The organism is Citrobacter sp. Cy070 (assembly GCF_030332245.1).
Classification (GTDB): domain Bacteria; phylum Pseudomonadota; class Gammaproteobacteria; order Enterobacterales; family Enterobacteriaceae; genus Citrobacter; species Citrobacter youngae.
The window spans coordinates 1-18,274 of record NZ_JAOWIG010000088.1 but is presented as its reverse complement, the minus strand read 5'-3'; the positions used below and the strand labels follow the sequence as shown (position 1 = coordinate 18,274).

Here is an 18,274-nt window from a genome sequence, read left to right as displayed (position 1 = left end):
TCATGCCCGACGAAGCGTAACGCCAGCGGTATGGACCACTGTGCCGGATACCGGACTGGTTACATGCGGAAGCAGGTTGCCACAGTGGATCCCATGCGTTGTCGCTGCGGTTTTCGCGCCAGCCTTGGCGCCGAATCCCATGTAGACAAACAGCGTATCGGGTCGAATACCGGCAGTGACCAGCGCTTTGCCTTTCTCCTTACCCGTCGCATTTTCAAGCCAGATGTCATCGCCGCTTTTAATCCCTTTTTCTCCAGCCGTTTTCGGGTGGATCCACACCGCGTTATCCCACATCAGTTCGCTGAGTAATGGGACATATTGCGTCGCGCCATTGGTGTGAACTGCGACTTTGCCTTGAATGAAATAGAGTTCATTGTCGGCCTTGAGCGCAAAATTGCGTGCACGCGGAATACCATAGCCCGGCAGGAGAGTTTCCAGTTCTTCGGAATAAAGTTCGATCTTTCCGGATGGGGATTTGAAGCGCAGTTGTTCGCCATACGTACCGTCATTGTCAACGGCCACTGCTCCCGGATACTGCGCAGTAAACTGGCGTACCGATTCAGGCTCACGGAGTAACAGTGGAACGCCCCACTCCCGATACCCTTTCTGGCGGAGTTCAGCAGATAACGCATGGTCACCATTAAGCTGATACAGCTGGCGTACTTGCATATCTTGCCACGGATAGTACTGCCCAAGACCCAGTTGCTCACCCAGCTCTTTCCAGATTTGCCAGCTTGGGCGCGCATCACCAATAGGCTCAACGACCTGCTGGCGCAGCGCATAGGCCGGATTCAGCCCCGACATATCAGAGACTTCTTCATCGCGTTCGAGGTAGGTGCATTCAGGCAACAGGTAATCGGCATAGGCCGCACTTTCACTTAAATAGACATCGCAGCTCACCACCAGATCCAACTGCTCAACGGTTTTGACCAGATCCGGTCGACAGGTCACAGTTTGAAAAGGGTTATGCCGGGACATAATCCATCCTTTCACCGGATAAGGCGTCTGGTTTAACACAGCATCGATAATGCTCTGCACAACCCCACCACCCGCAGCGATGTATTTGAATTGCGGCGCGACCAGGTCAATACGCTGCGCCGTTGGCTTAGGGAGTTTGGCATCCGGTTTCGCCAGTACCGGAGCCACCTTCTCTCCCGCCAGCTTATTGTAGGTTGCAGCGGCTTTTTTCTGGTACATGCCGCCTTCGCGCTCAATATTTCCCAGCAGCACGTTGAGGGTGAAAATCATGCGCCGCATGTCAATCTCTTCCTGCGAAAAAGTCGCACGGTGACCAGGACTGACAATAGCATGGGGTGCGCAGGCCGCCATTTCACGAGTCACCCGGGTAATGACATCAGCGGGCACGTCGGCCAACTTTTGTGCCCATTCCGGCGTGGCCTCTTGTACCGCCTCTGCCAGTTGGTCAAAACCCGTTGTATAGCGTTCAACGAATCCCGCGTCATACAATTTTTCAGTAATCATGACGTGGCACATTGCCATCAGCACCGGTAAGTCTCCACCCGGTTTAATCGCATGCCATTCATCCGCCTTACTGGAAAATACCGATAGCCGGGGGTCGAAGCTGACCATCTTCGCGCCCTTCTCTTGTGCGGTCATCAGTTCATGAGTATCGGCAACCTCAATCCCTTCATAGAGGTTATGTCCAAAAGAGACCATGTAGCGGGTATTGGCGATATCCATTGCTAAATCCCCACCCATCATCACTTTGGCGGCAATGGCTTTACCTGCCGGGCAAGTTGAAGCGTGCGTAAAGGTATTTGGTGAGCCAAAAGCCGTCGCCAAATGAAATAAATGGCCGGAAAGCGAACCGGATTTAGAGGAGAAGACAACGCCCTGTGGCCCGTATTGATTTTTTATTGCCGTCATCTTTTCGGCAATTTCTTTATACGCCTGTTGCCAGCTAATGACCTGCCATTCGCCACTGCCACGCGGCCCGGTGCGTTTCATCGGTTTCACAATCCGGTGCGGGTCGTTTACCAGGCTAACACCGCTGCCCCCACGAGCACAAACGCGCGTGCCCTGCTGAGGGGCATTAGGGTTTCCCTGGATAAAAACTGTTTTATTATTAATCACCTGAGCCTGAATTGGACAGCGAAAGGAACACATTTCACACAGACTCGGCGTCAGGGATGCTTTCCCTTTAATACTCTCTGGCGAATTTCGCGCCAGTGCGCCAGGTGGGAAACTTCCTATTGCACAGGCCGAGCAGCCAATACCTACGCCTCGCAAAAAATTACGCCGACTAATGCTCATATAACCTCCTGTTATTAGATATATCCAATGATTATATGGCCTTTAAATTATTAATTTTTAACCTCACTCACATTTCATTACAATGGAACTCCGTTAACTGGCAAGAATAAAACTCATTGTTTATAAAAGAGTTTTAAAGTTTCCAGAACACACTACCAAACGTAAAAATAACAATAATAGTTATCAATCAGCTTATTTATAAACTCACAAGATAACGCAATCTTATTTCGTGAAATATCCTTAAAACCCATATCTATTAATTCGTTTTATTTTAATCACGTTTATCTCAATTTTATTGCGGCCACCGCCGAGCATTGATAATCCCATTGCTGATTACCGCGCTATTTTTTGGTATTCTTAGGCAAGCGCTAAATTGATCCCGGACATAACTGAACAATGAATGACGGCAAGCAGCAACCTGGTTTTCTCTTCCACGATTACGAGACCTTTGGTACCCATCCGGCACTGGACAGACCCGCGCAGTTTGCGGCCATCCGCACAGATAGCGATTTCAATATCATTGGCGATCCCGAAGTTTTTTACTGCAAGCCCGCCGACGACTATCTGCCACAACCAGAAGCGGTGCTGATAACCGGTATTACGCCGCAAGAAGCACGTGATAAGGGTGAGAATGAAGCCGCTTTTGCTGCCCGCATCCATGCGCTGTTTACCGTGCCGAAAACGTGTATCCTCGGCTATAACAATGTGCGCTTCGATGATGAAGTGACACGTAATATCCTGTATCGCAATTTTTATGATCCCTACGCCTGGAGCTGGCAGAACGACAATTCTCGCTGGGATTTACTGGATGTGATGCGCGCCTGCTATGCGCTACGGCCGGAGGGGATCAACTGGCCAGAAAACGACGACGGTCTACCCAGTTTCCGCCTTGAGCATCTGACCCGCGCCAACGGTATTGAGCATGCTAATGCCCACGATGCGATGGCAGATGTGTATGCCACGATTGCGATGGCGCAACTCGTAAAGTCACGTCAGCCGCGGCTGTTTGACTATCTCTACAGTCACCGCAATAAACACAAGCTGGCTGCGCTGATTGATGTCCCGCAAATGAAGCCCTTAGTGCATGTCTCTGGGATGTTCGGTGCATGGCGAGGTAACACCAGTTGGGTTGCCCCGCTAGCCTGGCATCCGGATAATCGTAATGCGGTTATTATGGTCGACTTAGCCGGTGATATTTCTCCCTTGCTTGAACTGGATAGCGACACCCTGCGCGAGCGTCTTTACACCGCCAAAGCCGATCTGGGAGATAACGCAGCGGTGCCGGTTAAACTGGTGCACATCAACAAATGTCCGGTTCTGGCACAGGCTAATACGTTACGTCCAGAAGATGCCGATCGTCTCGGAATTAACCGCCAGCATTGCCTGGATAATCTTAAAGTCCTGCGTGAAAACCCGCAGGTGCGCGATAAAGTGGTGGCTATTTTTGCCGAAGCAGAACCCTTCGCGCCATCGGATAACGTAGATGCACAGTTATACAACGGTTTTTTCAGCGATGCCGACCGTGCCGCAATGAAGATCGTTCTGGAAACCGAACCTCGCAATTTACCCGCACTGGACATCACTTTTGTCGACAAGCGCATTGAAAAACTGCTGTTTAATTATCGCGCACGCAATTTCCCCGGAACACTGGATGAAAGGGAGCAGCAACGCTGGCTGGATCATCGTCGTCAGGTATTCACACCGGAGTTTTTGCAAAATTACGCTAATGAATTGCAGATGTTGAGTCAGCAATATGCTGACAACAAAGAAAAGCTGATGCTACTGAAATCGCTCTGGCAGTATGCACAAGAAATAGTCTGAAGATGAAATGCCCTCCGCCAGACGGCGGAGGGATCGTGTTTACGCTTTCTGCACCGTAATGCTCCAGGCAGCGTCACCCACCTGTTGATAATCAGTAATCGCGTGCCCCTCTTCGGCGGCCCATTGCGGGATTGCCTCAGTTGCCTGGGTACAGTCAAACTCGATCACCAGTTCATCACCACTTGCCATTTCTGCCAGTGCCGCTTTTGCTTCAATCAGTGGAAACGGACAAACCTGCGTGACCACATCCAGTTTTTTAATTGCCATCATCAAATCCTTACGCTTAATTTGCCGCAGCAGCGGTTAGTTTTGCCTTACGCTGCGGTCTGACATACACAATCCATGACGCGGTCCAGACGCCGAGAATCATAAAGACCAGGCCAACCCATCCCTGCCAGGTCATCATCGCCGTCATAACCAGACCGTTGCCAATCGAACAGCCACCCGCGATGCTGGCACCAAAGCCCATTAACAGACCGCCAAAACCGCTACGCAGCGTGGTGGGTGCGTCGGCCGCACGAACGCGAAATTCGCGACTGGCTTTCGCTGCAATAAAAGAGCCGAGAAAAATGCCCAGCACCAGGAACACTCCCCAGTTAATAAATTTACTGTCGCCTGCGACAAGGAATTGCAAAATATTGGCGGTTGGTGACGTGATACCCAAGCCAAACATTCGTCCGGTTGCTTCGCTTAGCGGCCATGCCAACAGCGCAATCAGCCCAATCAGAACCGCAGTAACAAATGGGTGCCAGCGCTTCTCAAACAAAATATGCGCAAGGCCGGTACGACGAGGCGGTAGCGTAGCGACTTTCAATTTTGGTTTTCTCAGCTCTTTCGCCACCACCCACAATGTAACCACCAGCAGAATAGCAATCAGTGGCCATACAGACAGGTTCAACGTGTCTGCAATGGAATTATGCTCAGTACTGTAGGTTTTCAGCGCCTGATTCAGCCCACTCGCATGCGTAGAGCGCATCACCGCACTCATCACCATGTAGGTAAACAACGCAATCCAACTGCCAATAAGCCCTTCTCCTGCACGATACCAGGTTCCGGTAGCACACCCGCCCGCATAAACAATTCCGATACCAAAAACATAACCACCAACAACGGTTCCCAGCCATGGGAAAGTGCCGGCGTCATAGGTAAGCACACCCGCCTGGATAAGCGCAAAGACACCCACGCTTTGCACAGAGATGGCTATCAGGAGTGCGTAGAACATACGATTGTTTTTCGCAATGTACATATCGCGGAAACCGCCCGTCAGACAGAATCGCCCACGTTGCATGACAAAGCCAAGCAGCGCGCCACAGATGAGCCCGCTTAACATCATTGAAAACATAAATTAATTAGCCAGAAGTATATTAGTCAGGAAATTATTCATGACTAACTGGTTCAGAACCAATAACCAAATTCTCTAATTTAGAACTAACGGTTATTAATACTGACTGGAAATAAAGCAAAGGAATAAAAAAACCGGAGAACATGTCTCCGGTTTTTTCGATATCAGATTAGGTGATTACGCGATATCTTCATCGTACTGCGGTACCGGGTTGCGGAAACTCTTGGTCACACAAGCCAGGTAGATCAGGCCAATACCAGCCCAGATCAGCCCCAGAACCATAGAACTCTCTTCCAGGTTCACCCACAGCGCACCCACGGTCAGCGCACCGCACATTGGCAGGAACAGATACTGGAAGTGGTCTTTCAGCGTCTTGTTACGCTTCTCACGGATCCAGAACTGGGAGATTACCGACAGGTTAACGAAGGTAAACGCCACCAGCGCACCAAAGTTAATCAGCGCCGTCGCCATCACCAGGTCGAAGTTGATTGCCAGCAGGGCAATCGCACCAACCAGGATGATGTTCATGGACGGAGTACGCCATTTCGGGTGTACATAACCGAAGAAACTTTTCGGGAATACACCGTCACGCCCCATCACGTACATCAGACGCGCTACGCCTGCATGCGCCGCCATACCTGATGCCAGTACGGTAATGGTGGAGAAAATCAGCGCGCCGACCTGGAAGAACTTACCGGCTACGTACAGCATGATTTCAGGCTGTGAAGCATCCGGGTCCTTGAAGCGAGAGATATCCGGGAAGTACAGCTGCAACAGATAGGTGGAGACAATAAAGATCAGACCACCAATCAGCGCGGTCAGGAAAATTGCACGCGGGATCACACGCTCAGCATCCTTGGTCTCTTCAGAGAGGTTGCTGATACCGTCGAAACCGGTGAACGAGAAGCACAGGATAGTAGCACCCGTGATCATTGGGATCACGTGTGCATCACCTGACCAGAACGGACGGCTGCTCACCAGCGTACCCGCACCTTCCCCTTCGAACACGCCATAAACGACCATGCCGAGGATCACCGCAATCAACACGACCTGCAACAGCACGATCACGGTGTTGAAGTTCGCGACAGATTTGAGGCTGCGCAGGTTAAAAGCAGTCATAAAGGCCACCAGTGCTACCACGAACATCCAGGACGGTATCGACGGCACCAGGGCTTCAAAATAGATTTTCGCCAACAGAATGTTGATCATCGGTGCGAACAGGTAGTCCAGCAGTGATGACCAACCCACCATAAAGCCAACGGTCGGGCTAATGGATTTCTGGGCGTAAGTGTAGGCAGAGCCTGCAGACGGATAGCGACGCACCAGTTTACCGTAACTCAGTGCGGTAAAAAGGATGGCGATCAGTGCAAAGGCATAAGCTGTCGGGACGTGACCATCGGTCATTCCTGATACGATACCGAATGTATCGAACAGCGTCATCGGCTGCATATAGGCAAGGCCCATCATGACAACCGGAACCAGCGTAAGCGTTTTACGTAATTCCACGCGAGAGGTGTTTGGAGTAGCGTTATGCGACATGGTTATCCTCCATTACGGCGGAAACCGTCGCGTAAGCAAAAAATTGCCCCATTTTTTGTTAATCCTCAGCGACAACAACTGTCGATTTTTAAGTAAGTATCTATCCGGTACGAAGCCCGGCCTCTTTTATGAATGATTGGTTTGATGCAAAAAAATAACCGACGCGTATTAAAACGTCGGTTAATCTCATTTTTTGCAAGCGGCGCATTGTGCCCTAAATTAGGGCGAAATGACAAGAGAATGAGAGCCTTGTCAAAAAATATTTTTTCCTAACCGATTGATTTATCGACAACCGTTTTTGCATAGACACCCGCGATAGCACTATTTGCTAAAATTTCATCCCGCCACCATGCACTGGCTAATCCCGCGGTCTGCTCGTTCCAGCCAATCCACACGGGTTCAAACAGAATTTGCGCGACAACTTTCTTCTCAATCAGGGCCCCACTGTCCAGAAATCGTTGTGCCAGATAGCGCGGAATATAACCACATCCCAGGCCACTTATCTGCAGTTCCAGTTTGGTTTTGAAGTCAAAAACGGTGATGGCTTCCTGATCGTCAAGAAGCTGAGAAGCCGATACGTTCGCGGGATGAGCATTATCGCCGACCACAATGGCGCGAAAACGTTTGATCGTCCGGCGACTCAACGGTTCCGGCTCCTGCGCCAATGGATGATGAGGGGCAACAACAAAAGCCTGTTCAAGCACACCCAAGCGCGCAAAACCAAAGTCACTCACTGTTGGTGGGTCACGCATGGCACCCACAATGATATCGGCCCGGCCCTGAATCAGGGCATCCCAGGAGCCGCCCAGTACACCATTGATAAATTTAAGACGCGTCACACTGTGGTGTTGATAGAAAGATTCGATGAGCGGTGCAAGAAGAGAAAAGGGAAAGGTATCGTCTATGCCGATAACCAGTTCATTCTCCCAGCCTTCATGCAGTTTGATGGCCTGCTTTTCGAGTTCGCGCACGGTATGTAATACTTCGCGTCCCTTTTCCAGCAGCATCTGTCCGGTACGGGTAAATTTGGCCCGGTGTCCACTGCGATCCAATAACTGGATATTGAGATCGCTTTCCAGTTTGTGGACGGTATAACTCAGTGCTGACGGCGTCTTAAACAATTTTGCTGACGCCGCCGCGAAACTCCCCTCTTTCTCTAACGCATCAAGAATGATCAGAACATCCAGCAGTGGTTTCATACTCGCCCCCTGGCGGTATACAGCGACACTCTGCTGATCTGTCACTCCATCGGCATCACCAGCGGATCGGGATACTGGTACTCAAACCCAAGCTCATTACAAATTCGGTTGCCATCAATGACTTTACCGTTACCCACTCCGTCACGGAAATCAGGTAGTTCCATCCCCAGCAGACGAGCCATCTGAGGGTAAAACACATTGCGCGCTGGGTGCATAGGCGCACATATATTATAGATGTGTCCCCCTTTAGGCGCTTGTAGCAGCAACGTGATAGCAGAAACCACGTCATCCAGATGCACCAGATTGACGCCATGCTGTCCATCTGGTGCTGTTTTACCCGCAAAGAAACGACCTGGATGTCTGCCCGGTCCCACCAGGCCTGCCAGGCGCAGAATATCCACCGACGTTCCCGGCAGATTGTGCAGCCAGTCTTCGAGTTCTTTCAGGACACGACCACTTGCCGTGACCGGATTGCGTGGTGTGCCCTCTTTCACCGTCCCCTGCACATCACCATAAACCGAGGTGGAGCTGGTAAAAATAATCCGTGGAATGCGATACGCCAGCGCACTGTCGACCAGTTCCTGCATTGCCTGCAAATAAAACGTCTCGCCCGGGCCACTACGGCGTGCAGGCAGGGTGATGACCAGCGCATCCGCATCCATTAGCGCATCGAGATCGTCAGGTTCACAGACCAGTTCAGGCTCCAGGCGCAGCGAGTAGCTTTCAATACCACTCATTCGGGCCGCTTCCACCCCATCCAATGTGGTTTTGCTGCCGGTAACCTGCCAGCCCCTGGCCGCCAGAGACATGGCTAACGGCATGCCTAACCAACCTAATCCGACAATTGCGACCTTTTTCATGCCTTTTCTCCTGACTTTTGGCCTATAACCCAAGGCTACGCCAGCCCACGGTGGCTGACAATTCATAGTATCAATATGAAATGAATTAATGATCAAAAAAAGCCCTTGCTTTCCGTGGCTAAAGTGGTTTAGGTTAAAAGACATCAAATGAATAAACATTCATCGAGAAAATTTATGACACGCGCTCAATTTAAACACCATCATCACCATCATCCTGACTAGTCTTTCAGGCGATGTGTGCTGGGAGACATTTAAATCTTCCAGCGGTGCATGAGCGTATGAGAAAGCCCCCGGAAGATTTCTTCCGGGGGCTTTTTTTTGTGCGTGACCCAAACTGATTCAGACAGGATAACGAGGAATAAACAATGTTAGACAACACCCGCTTACGCATAGCTATGCAGAAATCAGGCCGTTTAAGCGATGACTCACGCGAATTGCTGGCACGCTGTGGCATTAAAATTAATCTTCACACCCAGCGCCTGATTGCGATGGCAGAGAATATGCCTATCGATATTCTCCGCGTACGCGATGACGATATTCCGGGTCTGGTCATGGATGGTGTCGTTGATCTCGGCATCATCGGTGAAAACGTGCTGGAAGAAGAACTGCTCAACCGCCGGGCACAGGGTGAAGATCCTCGTTACTTTACGTTACGTCGTCTGGACTTCGGCGGCTGTCGTCTTTCGTTGGCAACCCCGGTTGACGAAGCCTGGGACGGTCCGTCTGCACTGAACGGCAAACGTATCGCCACCTCTTATCCGCACCTGCTCAAACGCTATCTCGACCAGAAAGGGGTTTCGTTCAAATCCTGCTTGTTAAACGGGTCTGTCGAAGTTGCTCCCCGTGCGGGACTTGCAGATGCAATCTGCGATCTGGTCTCCACCGGTGCAACGCTTGAAGCCAACGGTCTGCGTGAAGTGGAAGTCATTTACCGCTCCAAAGCCTGCCTGATTCAGCGTGACGGAGAAATGGCAGCAGCTAAACAACAACTGATTGATAAGCTGCTGACCCGTATTCAGGGGGTTATTCAGGCTCGCGAATCTAAATACATCATGATGCACGCGCCAAGTGAACGTCTGGACGATGTTATCGCCTTGCTGCCAGGCGCTGAACGCCCAACGATTCTGCCACTGGCCGGCGATCAGCAGCGCGTGGCAATGCACATGGTTAGCAGCGAAACCCTGTTCTGGGAAACGATGGAAAAACTGAAAGCGCTTGGTGCCAGCTCAATTCTGGTGCTGCCGATTGAGAAGATGATGGAGTAATTCTTCTTATGCTGCCCGGTGACGTTTCGCTTGCCGGGCCTGCAAGACGCGTAGGCCGGATAAACAACGTGCCATCCTGCAAAAAAAGGAAGACGATTATGAGCTTTAATACCATCATCGACTGGAATAGCTGTACTGAAGAGCAGCAAAGTGAATTACTGATGCGCCCGGCAATCTCGGCGTCAGATAGCATCACCCGTACCGTGAGCGAAATTCTGTATAACGTAAAGTCGCGCGGCGACGCAGCGCTACGTGAATACAGCGCAAAGTTTGATAAAACTAACGTGAATGCGCTGAAAGTCAGTACTGAAGAGATCGCCGCCGCCGGCGCACGTCTTGGCAATGACCTTAAACAGGCCATGGCTGTCGCCGTGAAAAACATCGAGACATTTCATAACGCGCAACAACTGCCGGTAGTCGATATTGAAACGCAGCCCGGTGTACGCTGCCAGCAGGTTACCCGCCCGGTAAATTCTGTTGGACTGTACATTCCCGGGGGCTCCGCGCCACTCTTCTCAACAGTGTTAATGCTCGCCACCCCGGCCCGCATTGCCGGCTGTAAAAAAGTGGTGTTGTGCTCTCCGCCACCTATCGCCGATGAAATTCTGTATGCCGCGCAGCTCTGCGGCGTACAGGACGTGTTTAACGTTGGGGGCGCACAAGCGATTGCCGCGCTGGCATTTGGCAGCGAATCCGTGCCGAAAGTGGACAAAATTTTCGGTCCCGGTAATGCCTTTGTGACCGAAGCCAAGCGTCAGGTTAGTCAGCGTCTGGACGGTGCTGCCATCGACATGCCAGCAGGCCCGTCTGAAGTGCTGGTGATTGCCGACAGCGGCGCCACGCCGGATTTCGTTGCCTCTGACTTACTCTCTCAGGCCGAACACGGCCCCGATTCTCAAGTGATCCTGCTGACGCCGGATGCCGGTATGGCCAGCCAGGTTGCTGAAGCAGTAGAACGCCAACTTGCCGCGCTGCCACGCGCTGAAACCGCGCGGCAGGCGTTAAGTGGCAGTCGTCTGATTGTCACCCGTTCTCTCGCGCAATGCGTAGCGATTTCTAATACGTACGGCCCGGAGCACTTGATCATTCAGACCCGCAATGCTCGCGAACTGGTCGATGACATCACCAGTGCGGGCTCTGTCTTTCTTGGTGACTGGTCACCGGAATCTGCTGGTGACTATGCCTCCGGGACTAACCACGTGCTGCCTACCTACGGCTATACCGCAACCTGCTCAAGTCTTGGACTGGCCGATTTCCAGAAGCGGATGACCGTACAGGAGTTATCGCCGCAAGGTTTCTCTGCCCTGGCCGAAACCATCGAAACACTGGCCGCCGCTGAACGACTGACAGCCCACAAAAATGCCGTTACCCTGCGCGTTAACGCCCTGAAGGAGCAAGCATGAGCACTGACAACATTCTCAGCGTCACTGATTTAGCCCGTAAAAATGTCCGTGAGCTAACGCCGTATCAGTCTGCCCGCCGTCTGGGCGGAAATGGCGACGTCTGGCTCAATGCCAATGAGTTCCCCACCGCCGTTGAATTCCAGCTGACTCAGCAAACACTGAACCGTTATCCGGAGTGTCAGCCGAAGGCAGTGATCGAGAACTACGCGCAGTATGCGGGCGTCAAGCCGGAGCAAGTGCTGGTCAGCCGTGGTGCTGATGAAGGTATCGAGTTGCTGGTACGTGCTTTTTGCGAGCCGGGTAAAGATACGATTCTCTACTGCCCGCCAACCTATGGCATGTATAGCGTCAGTGCTGAAACCATTGGCGTTGAATGTCGTACCGTACCGACACTTGCCAACTGGCAACTGGATTTACAAGGTATCGCGGACAAGCTTGATGGCGTGAAAGTAGTTTACGTTTGCAGCCCCAATAACCCGACGGGCCAGTTGATTAAGCCGCAGGATCTGCGTTCACTGCTCGACATGACGCAGGGTAAAGCTATCGTGGTTGCCGATGAAGCGTATATCGAGTTTTGCCCGCAGGCCACACTGGCAGGCTGGTTATCGGAATACCCAAACCTGGTGGTACTGCGCACCCTGTCTAAAGCATTTGCCCTCGCCGGTTTGCGCTGCGGATTTACGTTAGCTAATGAAGACGTTATCAACCTGTTGTTGAAAGTGATTGCCCCTTACCCGCTTTCTACGCCGGTGGCGGATATCGCCGCCCAGGCGCTGACACCGCAAGGGGTTGCCGCCATGCGCCAACGCGTACAGCAGATCCTGCAAGAGCGTCAGTATCTGGTGGAAAGCCTGAAAACAATTCGCTGTGTAGAACAGGTTTTCGATTCTGAAACCAACTATGTTCTGGCGCGCTTCACCGCATCAAGCAGCGTATTTAAATCTTTGTGGGATCAGGGCATTATCTTACGAGACCAGAACAAACAACCTTCGTTAAGCGGTTGCCTGCGAATTACTGTCGGAACCCGTGAAGAGAGCCAGCGCGTCATTGACGCCTTACGTGCGGAGCAAGTATGAGCCAGAAGTATCTTTTTATAGACCGCGATGGAACCCTGATTTCCGAACCGCCAAGTGACTTTCAGGTTGATCGCTTCGACAAACTGGCTTTTGAGCCGGAAGTCGTTCCCGTTTTGCTGAAACTGCAAAAAGCGGGCTATAAGCTGGTGATGATCACTAACCAGGATGGGCTGGGAACACAGAGCTTCCCTCAGGCGGATTTTGACGGTCCACACAACCTGATGATGCAAATTTTCACCTCGCAGGGCGTCATATTTGATGAAGTACTGATCTGTCCGCACCTGCCGGCAGACGCGTGTGATTGTCGTAAACCCAAAGTGAAGCTGGTCGAGCAATACCTGATTGAACAGGCGCTGGATATGGCGAACAGCTACGTGATTGGCGATCGGGCAACCGATATTCAGCTCGCTGAAAATATGGGCATTAGCGGATTACGTTACCATCGCGACACCCTGAACTGGGTGATGATCGGCGAGCAGCTAACCAAACGGGATCGTTACGCCCACGTTGAACGTAATACAAAAGAAACGCAGATCGACGTTAAAGTCTGGCTGGACCGCGAAGGCCGCAGCAAAATTAATACCGGCGTGGGCTTCTTTGACCACATGCTGGATCAAATCTCGACACACGGTGGTTTTCGCATGGAGATAGCCGTCAAAGGCGATCTGTATATTGACGATCACCACACCGTTGAGGATACCGGGCTGGCTCTGGGCGAAGCCTTAAAACTGGCGTTGGGCGATAAACGAGGCATCAACCGTTTTGGTTTTGTGCTGCCGATGGACGAGTGCCTGGCACGTTGCGCCCTGGATATCTCCGGGCGTCCCCACCTGGAATACCGGGCAGAGTTTACCTACCAGCGCGTTGGCGATCTGAGCACGGAGATGATTGAACACTTCTTCCGCTCACTCTCTTACACCATGGGCGTCACCCTGCACCTGAAAACCAAAGGAAAAAATGACCACCACCGCGTGGAAAGTCTGTTCAAAGCCTTTGGCCGCACGCTGCGCCAGGCTATTCGCGTAGAAGGCGACACGCTTCCTTCTTCAAAAGGGGTGCTGTGATGAACGTGGTGATCCTCGATACCGGCTGTGCCAACCTGAACTCGGTGAAATCCGCCGTCGCACGCCACGGCTATGATCCGGTGGTTAGCCGCGATGCGGATGTTGTGCTGCGCGCCGATAAACTGTTTCTGCCTGGTGTAGGTACCGCACAGGCGGCAATGGATCAGTTGCATGAGCGTGAGCTGATTGAACTGATTAAAGCCTGCACACAACCTGTACTGGGGATTTGCTTAGGTATGCAGCTGCTTGGTCGGCGCAGTGAAGAAAGTAACGGTGTCTCCCTGCTGGGGATTATTGATCAAGACGTACCCAAAATGACCGATTTTGATCTGCCGTTGCCGCATATGGGCTGGAACCGTGTCTATCCACAGGCCGGAAACCGCCTTTTCCAGGGCATCGAGGATGGGGCGTATTTCTATTTTGTACACAGCTACGCAATGCCGGTGAACCCATGGACTATTGCGCAATGCAACTACGGTGAACCCTTCACCGCAGCGGTACAAAAGGATAATTTCTTTGGCGTGCAGTTCCACCCGGAGCGTTCAGGTGCCGCTGGGGCGCAGTTGCTGAAAAACTTTCTGGAGATGTAATGATTATTCCGGCATTAGATTTAATCGACGGCACGGTGGTGCGTCTTCATCAGGGCGATTACGCAACGCAGCGTGATTACGGTAACGATCCCCTGCCCCGTTTACAAAGCTATGCAGCACAAGGCGCAAAGGTGCTGCACCTGGTGGATCTGACCGGTGCAAAAGATCCGCAGAAACGGCAAATACCGCTGATTAAAACACTGGTGGCTGGCGTAAACGTACCGGTGCAGGTAGGGGGTGGCGTACGTACTGAAGAAGACGTCGCCGCTCTGCTGGATGCGGGCGTTGCACGTGTGGTTGTCGGCTCGACGGCGGTAAAATCGCCCGAACATGTTAAAACCTGGTTCACGCGTTTTGGTGCTGACGCGTTGGTTCTGGCGCTGGATGTGCGGATTGACGAGCACGGGAATAAACAGGTTGCGGTCAGCGGCTGGCAGGAAGACTCTGGCGTTTCGCTGGAAGCTCTGGTTGAAAACTATTTACCCGTTGGACTGAAGCATGTGCTGTGCACCGATATCTCCCGCGATGGCACGCTGGCTGGCTCAAACGTTGCGCTGTACGAAGAATTGTGTGCGAAATACCCCCAGGTGGCATTTCAGTCATCCGGCGGGATTGGCGGGATTGAAGATGTCGCCGCTCTGCGCGGAACCGGCGTTGGCGGCGTCATTGTGGGTCGTGCTTTGCTGGAAGGTAAATTCACCGTTGAGGAGGCCATCCAATGCTGGCAAAACGCATAATCCCTTGCCTTGATGTTCGTGACGGGCAGGTTGTCAAAGGTGTTCAATTCCGCAATCACGAGATTATTGGCGATATCGTTCCACTGGCAAAACGCTATGCCGATGAAGGCGCAGATGAGCTGGTTTTTTACGATATCACCGCATCAAGCGATGGTCGCGTGGTGGACAAAAGCTGGGTATCACGCGTGGCAGAAGTGATCGACATTCCGTTCTGTGTCGCCGGTGGGATTAAATCACCCGAGGATGCCGCAAAGATACTGTCTTTCGGCGCAGATAAAATTTCTATCAACTCCCCTGCTCTGGCTGAGCCAACACTTATCACCCGCCTGGCGGATCGCTTTGGCGTGCAGTGCATCGTGGCAGGTATCGACACCTGGTATGATGCACAAACCGGGAAGTATCACGTCAATCAGTACACCGGAGATGAAAAACGTACGCGCGTTACACAGTGGGAAACGATCGACTGGGTAACAGAGGTGCAAAAACTGGGCGCCGGTGAAATCGTTCTTAATATGATGAACCAGGACGGCGTGCGTAACGGCTACGATCTTGAGCAATTGAAAAAAGTGCGCGCCGTTTGCCACGTTCCGCTGATCGCTTCTGGCGGTGCAGGAACAATGGAGCACTTCCTTGATGCCTTCAGGGATGCGGATGTCGATGGCGCGCTTGCCGCCTCCGTCTTCCATAAGCAAATTATCAATATTGGCGAATTAAAAGCGTACCTGGCAACACAGGGCGTGGAGATCAGGATATGTTAACGAAGCAACAATGCCGCGAGCTGGACTGGGAAAAAACCGATGGAATGATGCCGGTCGTCGTACAGCATGCGGTTTCCGGTGAAGTGTTGATGCTCGGGTATATGAACCCGGAAGCGCTGGATAAAACGATCGAAAGCGGGAAAGTGACCTTTTTCTCGCGTACTAAACAGCGCCTGTGGACCAAAGGTGAAACCTCTGGCAATTTTCTTAATGTCGTCAGCATTTCCGCTGATTGCGACAACGACACCCTGCTGGCGCTGGTAAACCCGATTGGGCCAACCTGCCACAAAGGTACCAGCAGCTGTTTTGGTGAGTCCAGCCACCAATGGTTGTTCCTGTATCAACTGGAGCAACTCCTGGCTGAGCGCAAAACGGCAGATCCCGCCAGCTCCTATACCGCAAAATTGTACGCCAGCGGTACGAAGCGAATTGCCCAGAAAGTGGGAGAGGAAGGTGTGGAGACAGCACTGGCCGCGACCGTACATGATCGTTTCGAGTTGACCAATGAAGCATCGGACCTGATGTATCACCTGCTGGTTCTGCTGCAGGACCAGGATCTCGATCTAACGACGGTGATTGAGAATTTACGCAAACGCCATCAATAATAGACTGATACCGGCATCATGCCGGTATCTTTATTTAGAAAAACCTTTAATCGTTACCGAATAAATCGCGGGTATAAACTTTATCAGCGACATCCAGCAGTTCTTCAGCCATCCGATTTGAGATAATCACATCGGCCTCACTTTTAAATTTAGCCAAATCACGTTCAACCCGTGAATGGAAAAAACTCTCTTCTGCCATTACCGGTTCATAAATTATGACCGGGATACCTTTCGCTTTAATACGTTTCATGATGCCCTGAATAGACGAGGCTCTAAAATTATCCGAGCCGCTTTTCATAATCAGGCGATAGATACCGACAACTTTGGGTTTACGCGAAATAATAGCATCAGCAATAAAATCTTTTCGTGTACGGTTAGCATCAACGATAGCTGAAATAATATTATTGGGTACAGATTGATAGTTGGCGAGTAATTGCTTCGTGTCTTTTGGCAGACAGTATCCACCATAACCGAATGAAGGGTTGTTATAATGGTTACCAATGCGCGGGTCCAGACAAACCCCTTCGATGATCTGTCGTGCATTAAGCCCCAGGCTTTCTGCATAGCTATCAAGTTCATTAAAATAGGCAACACGCATTGCCAGATAGGTATTTGCAAAAAGCTTAATAGCTTCAGCTTCAGTAGAATCAGTGAACAGCACTGAGATATCCTGCTTTATTGCCCCTTCCTGTAACAAGGCAGCAAAACGCTCAGCGCGAGCAGACCGTTCACCGATAACAATTCGTGATGGGTATAAGTTGTCATACAGTGCCTTTCCTTCGCGCAGGAACTCAGGAGAAAAGATAATATTATCCGAGTTAAACTTCTGTCGCATAGTCTGAGTAAAACCAACAGGCACCGTTGACTTAATCACCATGAGTGCATCAGGATTTATTTCAATCACATCTCTGATAACTGATTCAACACTGGAGGTATCAAAATAGTTTGTTTTCGGGTCGTAATCTGTAGGCGTTGCAATAATAACAAAATCTGCATTCTGGTAGGCGTCGTACTTGTCCAGCGTAGCTTTGAAATTTATATCGCTTGATTGTAGATACTGTTCAATTTCTTTATCGACTATCGGAGACATCCGATTATTTAGCATCTCGACACGTGAAGGGACAATGTCCAGAGCAATGACCTGATGATGTTGGGCGATAAGAAGACCATTTGACAGGCCAACATATCCGGTACCAGAAATGGTAATTTTCATTTCATGCTCTCAGTATTAACTTAATATTTAATCATGATGTCGTACATCCTGATAAGAGAATAATGTTTTAACGTTTTGTTGAATATTGTGTCAACGAAGGTTAAAACAATTCAGATTTTCTTTATCAGGGTACGCCAGAAATATTAAGCAAAGATTAAGCAATCAACGTAAATCAATCAGATTTAAGGTGATGCTGCCAACTTACTGATTTAGTGTATGATGGTGTTTTTGAGGTGCTCCAGTGGCTTCTGTTTCTATCAGCTGTCCCTCCTGTTCAGCTACTGACGGGGTGGTGCGTAACGGCAAAAGCACCGCCGGACATCAGCGCTATCTCTGCTCTCACTGCCGTAAAACATGGCAACTGCAGTTCACTTACACCGCTTCTCAACCCGGTACGCACCAGAAAATCATTGATATGGCCATGAATGGCGTTGGATGCCGGGCAACTGCCCGCATTATGGGCGTTGGCCTCAACACGATTTTACGTCACTTAAAAAACTCAGGCCGCAGTCGGTAACCTCGCGCATA

At 51.1% G+C, this 18,274-nt stretch carries 17 protein-coding genes, 2 pseudogenes and 1 other annotated feature; of the genes and pseudogenes, 11 read left to right on the top strand and 8 right to left on the bottom strand.

The annotated features are described in order from the left end of the window. Positions 1 to 2,274, bottom strand: a complete 2,274-nt coding sequence (phsA, locus tag OGY19_RS18875; RefSeq protein WP_286597007.1) for a thiosulfate reductase PhsA — start codon at positions 2,272 to 2,274, stop codon at positions 1 to 3. Positions 2,275 to 2,670: 396 nt separating this feature from the next. Here phsA and sbcB point away from each other — a divergent pair, with 396 nt between their 5' ends. Next, positions 2,671 to 4,095: an exodeoxyribonuclease I gene (gene sbcB / locus OGY19_RS18870; protein ID WP_286597005.1), complete on the top strand. Its 1,425-nt coding sequence runs from the start codon at positions 2,671 to 2,673 to the stop codon at positions 4,093 to 4,095. Positions 4,096 to 4,134: 39 nt separating this feature from the next. Here the strand turns inward: sbcB and tsuB are convergent, their stop codons facing one another. The 6 genes and pseudogenes from tsuB to OGY19_RS18845 form a co-directional block, all read right to left on the bottom strand. After that, a complete protein-coding gene (gene tsuB, locus OGY19_RS18865) occupies positions 4,135 to 4,362 on the bottom strand; it encodes a thiosulfate utilization sulfurtransferase TsuB/YeeD (RefSeq protein WP_000985275.1) in 228 nt (75 codons plus the stop codon). Between the two features lie 16 nt (positions 4,363 to 4,378). Continuing rightward, positions 4,379 to 5,437: a thiosulfate utilization transporter TsuA/YeeE gene (tsuA, locus tag OGY19_RS18860; protein WP_286597004.1), complete on the bottom strand. Its 1,059-nt coding sequence runs from the start codon at positions 5,435 to 5,437 to the stop codon at positions 4,379 to 4,381. A gap of 177 nt (positions 5,438 to 5,614) precedes the next feature. Continuing rightward, positions 5,615 to 6,976 (bottom strand): putrescine/proton symporter PlaP, encoded by a 1,362-nt coding sequence (plaP, locus tag OGY19_RS18855; RefSeq protein WP_048218046.1) that lies wholly within the window; start codon positions 6,974 to 6,976, stop codon positions 5,615 to 5,617. Then, a complete protein-coding gene (yoeI, locus tag OGY19_RS24500) occupies positions 6,966 to 7,028 on the bottom strand; it encodes a membrane protein YoeI (RefSeq protein WP_101741514.1) in 63 nt (20 codons plus the stop codon). Before yoeI ends, plaP begins: the two co-directional genes overlap by 11 nt. Before the next feature lie 162 nt (positions 7,029 to 7,190). After that, positions 7,191 to 8,175: pseudogene (locus OGY19_RS18850) on the bottom strand (LysR family transcriptional regulator). A gap of 41 nt (positions 8,176 to 8,216) precedes the next feature. After that, entirely contained in the window at positions 8,217 to 9,035 is an 819-nt protein-coding gene (locus OGY19_RS18845; protein ID WP_115643557.1) for an SDR family oxidoreductase, read from the bottom strand. Positions 9,036 to 9,209: 174 nt separating this feature from the next. On the opposite strand from OGY19_RS18845, the gene hisL reads away from it, so the two are divergent. The 9 genes from hisL (at position 9,210) to hisIE (ending at position 16,533) form a co-directional block, all read left to right on the top strand. Continuing rightward, positions 9,210 to 9,257, top strand: coding sequence for a his operon leader peptide (gene hisL / locus OGY19_RS18840; protein WP_100250077.1), 48 nt, complete (start codon positions 9,210 to 9,212; stop codon positions 9,255 to 9,257). Beyond that, positions 9,233 to 9,355 (top strand) — a sequence feature (His leader region). Its footprint overlaps the gene before it by 25 nt. A 45-nt stretch (positions 9,356 to 9,400) precedes the next feature. Further along, positions 9,401 to 10,300: an ATP phosphoribosyltransferase gene (gene hisG, locus OGY19_RS18835; RefSeq protein WP_286597002.1), complete on the top strand. Its 900-nt coding sequence runs from the start codon at positions 9,401 to 9,403 to the stop codon at positions 10,298 to 10,300. A 98-nt stretch (positions 10,301 to 10,398) separates the two neighbouring features. Next, a complete protein-coding gene (gene hisD / locus OGY19_RS18830) occupies positions 10,399 to 11,703 on the top strand; it encodes a histidinol dehydrogenase (RefSeq protein ID WP_286597000.1) in 1,305 nt (434 codons plus the stop codon). Then, positions 11,700 to 12,779 carry a histidinol-phosphate transaminase gene (gene hisC / locus OGY19_RS18825; RefSeq protein ID WP_286596998.1) on the top strand — a complete coding sequence of 360 codons (1,080 nt, stop codon included), beginning with the start codon at positions 11,700 to 11,702 and terminating at the stop codon, positions 12,777 to 12,779. Before hisD ends, hisC begins: the two co-directional genes overlap by 4 nt. Further along, entirely contained in the window at positions 12,776 to 13,843 is a 1,068-nt protein-coding gene (hisB, locus tag OGY19_RS18820; protein WP_286596996.1) for a bifunctional histidinol-phosphatase/imidazoleglycerol-phosphate dehydratase HisB, read from the top strand. The genes hisC and hisB overlap by 4 nt, the downstream gene beginning before the upstream one ends. After that, positions 13,843 to 14,433 carry an imidazole glycerol phosphate synthase subunit HisH gene (gene hisH / locus OGY19_RS18815; RefSeq protein ID WP_286596994.1) on the top strand — a complete coding sequence of 197 codons (591 nt, stop codon included), beginning with the start codon at positions 13,843 to 13,845 and terminating at the stop codon, positions 14,431 to 14,433. The genes hisB and hisH overlap by 1 nt, the downstream gene beginning before the upstream one ends. Then, positions 14,433 to 15,170, top strand: a complete 738-nt coding sequence (hisA, locus tag OGY19_RS18810; RefSeq protein ID WP_286596992.1) for a 1-(5-phosphoribosyl)-5-[(5-phosphoribosylamino)methylideneamino]imidazole-4-carboxamide isomerase — start codon at positions 14,433 to 14,435, stop codon at positions 15,168 to 15,170. The genes hisH and hisA overlap by 1 nt, the downstream gene beginning before the upstream one ends. Continuing rightward, positions 15,152 to 15,928, top strand: coding sequence for an imidazole glycerol phosphate synthase subunit HisF (hisF, locus tag OGY19_RS18805; protein WP_286596990.1), 777 nt, complete (start codon positions 15,152 to 15,154; stop codon positions 15,926 to 15,928). Before hisA ends, hisF begins: the two co-directional genes overlap by 19 nt. Beyond that, positions 15,922 to 16,533: a bifunctional phosphoribosyl-AMP cyclohydrolase/phosphoribosyl-ATP diphosphatase HisIE gene (gene hisIE, locus OGY19_RS18800; protein ID WP_048212023.1), complete on the top strand. Its 612-nt coding sequence runs from the start codon at positions 15,922 to 15,924 to the stop codon at positions 16,531 to 16,533. The genes hisF and hisIE overlap by 7 nt, the downstream gene beginning before the upstream one ends. A 46-nt stretch (positions 16,534 to 16,579) precedes the next feature. On the opposite strand, the gene ugd is transcribed toward hisIE, so the two are convergent. After that, positions 16,580 to 17,746 carry a UDP-glucose 6-dehydrogenase gene (ugd, locus tag OGY19_RS18795; protein ID WP_279264413.1) on the bottom strand — a complete coding sequence of 389 codons (1,167 nt, stop codon included), beginning with the start codon at positions 17,744 to 17,746 and terminating at the stop codon, positions 16,580 to 16,582. A gap of 241 nt (positions 17,747 to 17,987) precedes the next feature. Between ugd and OGY19_RS18790 the strand changes: the two are divergent. Continuing rightward, a pseudogene (locus tag OGY19_RS18790) lies at positions 17,988 to 18,274 on the top strand (IS1-like element IS1A family transposase); the annotation flags it as partial.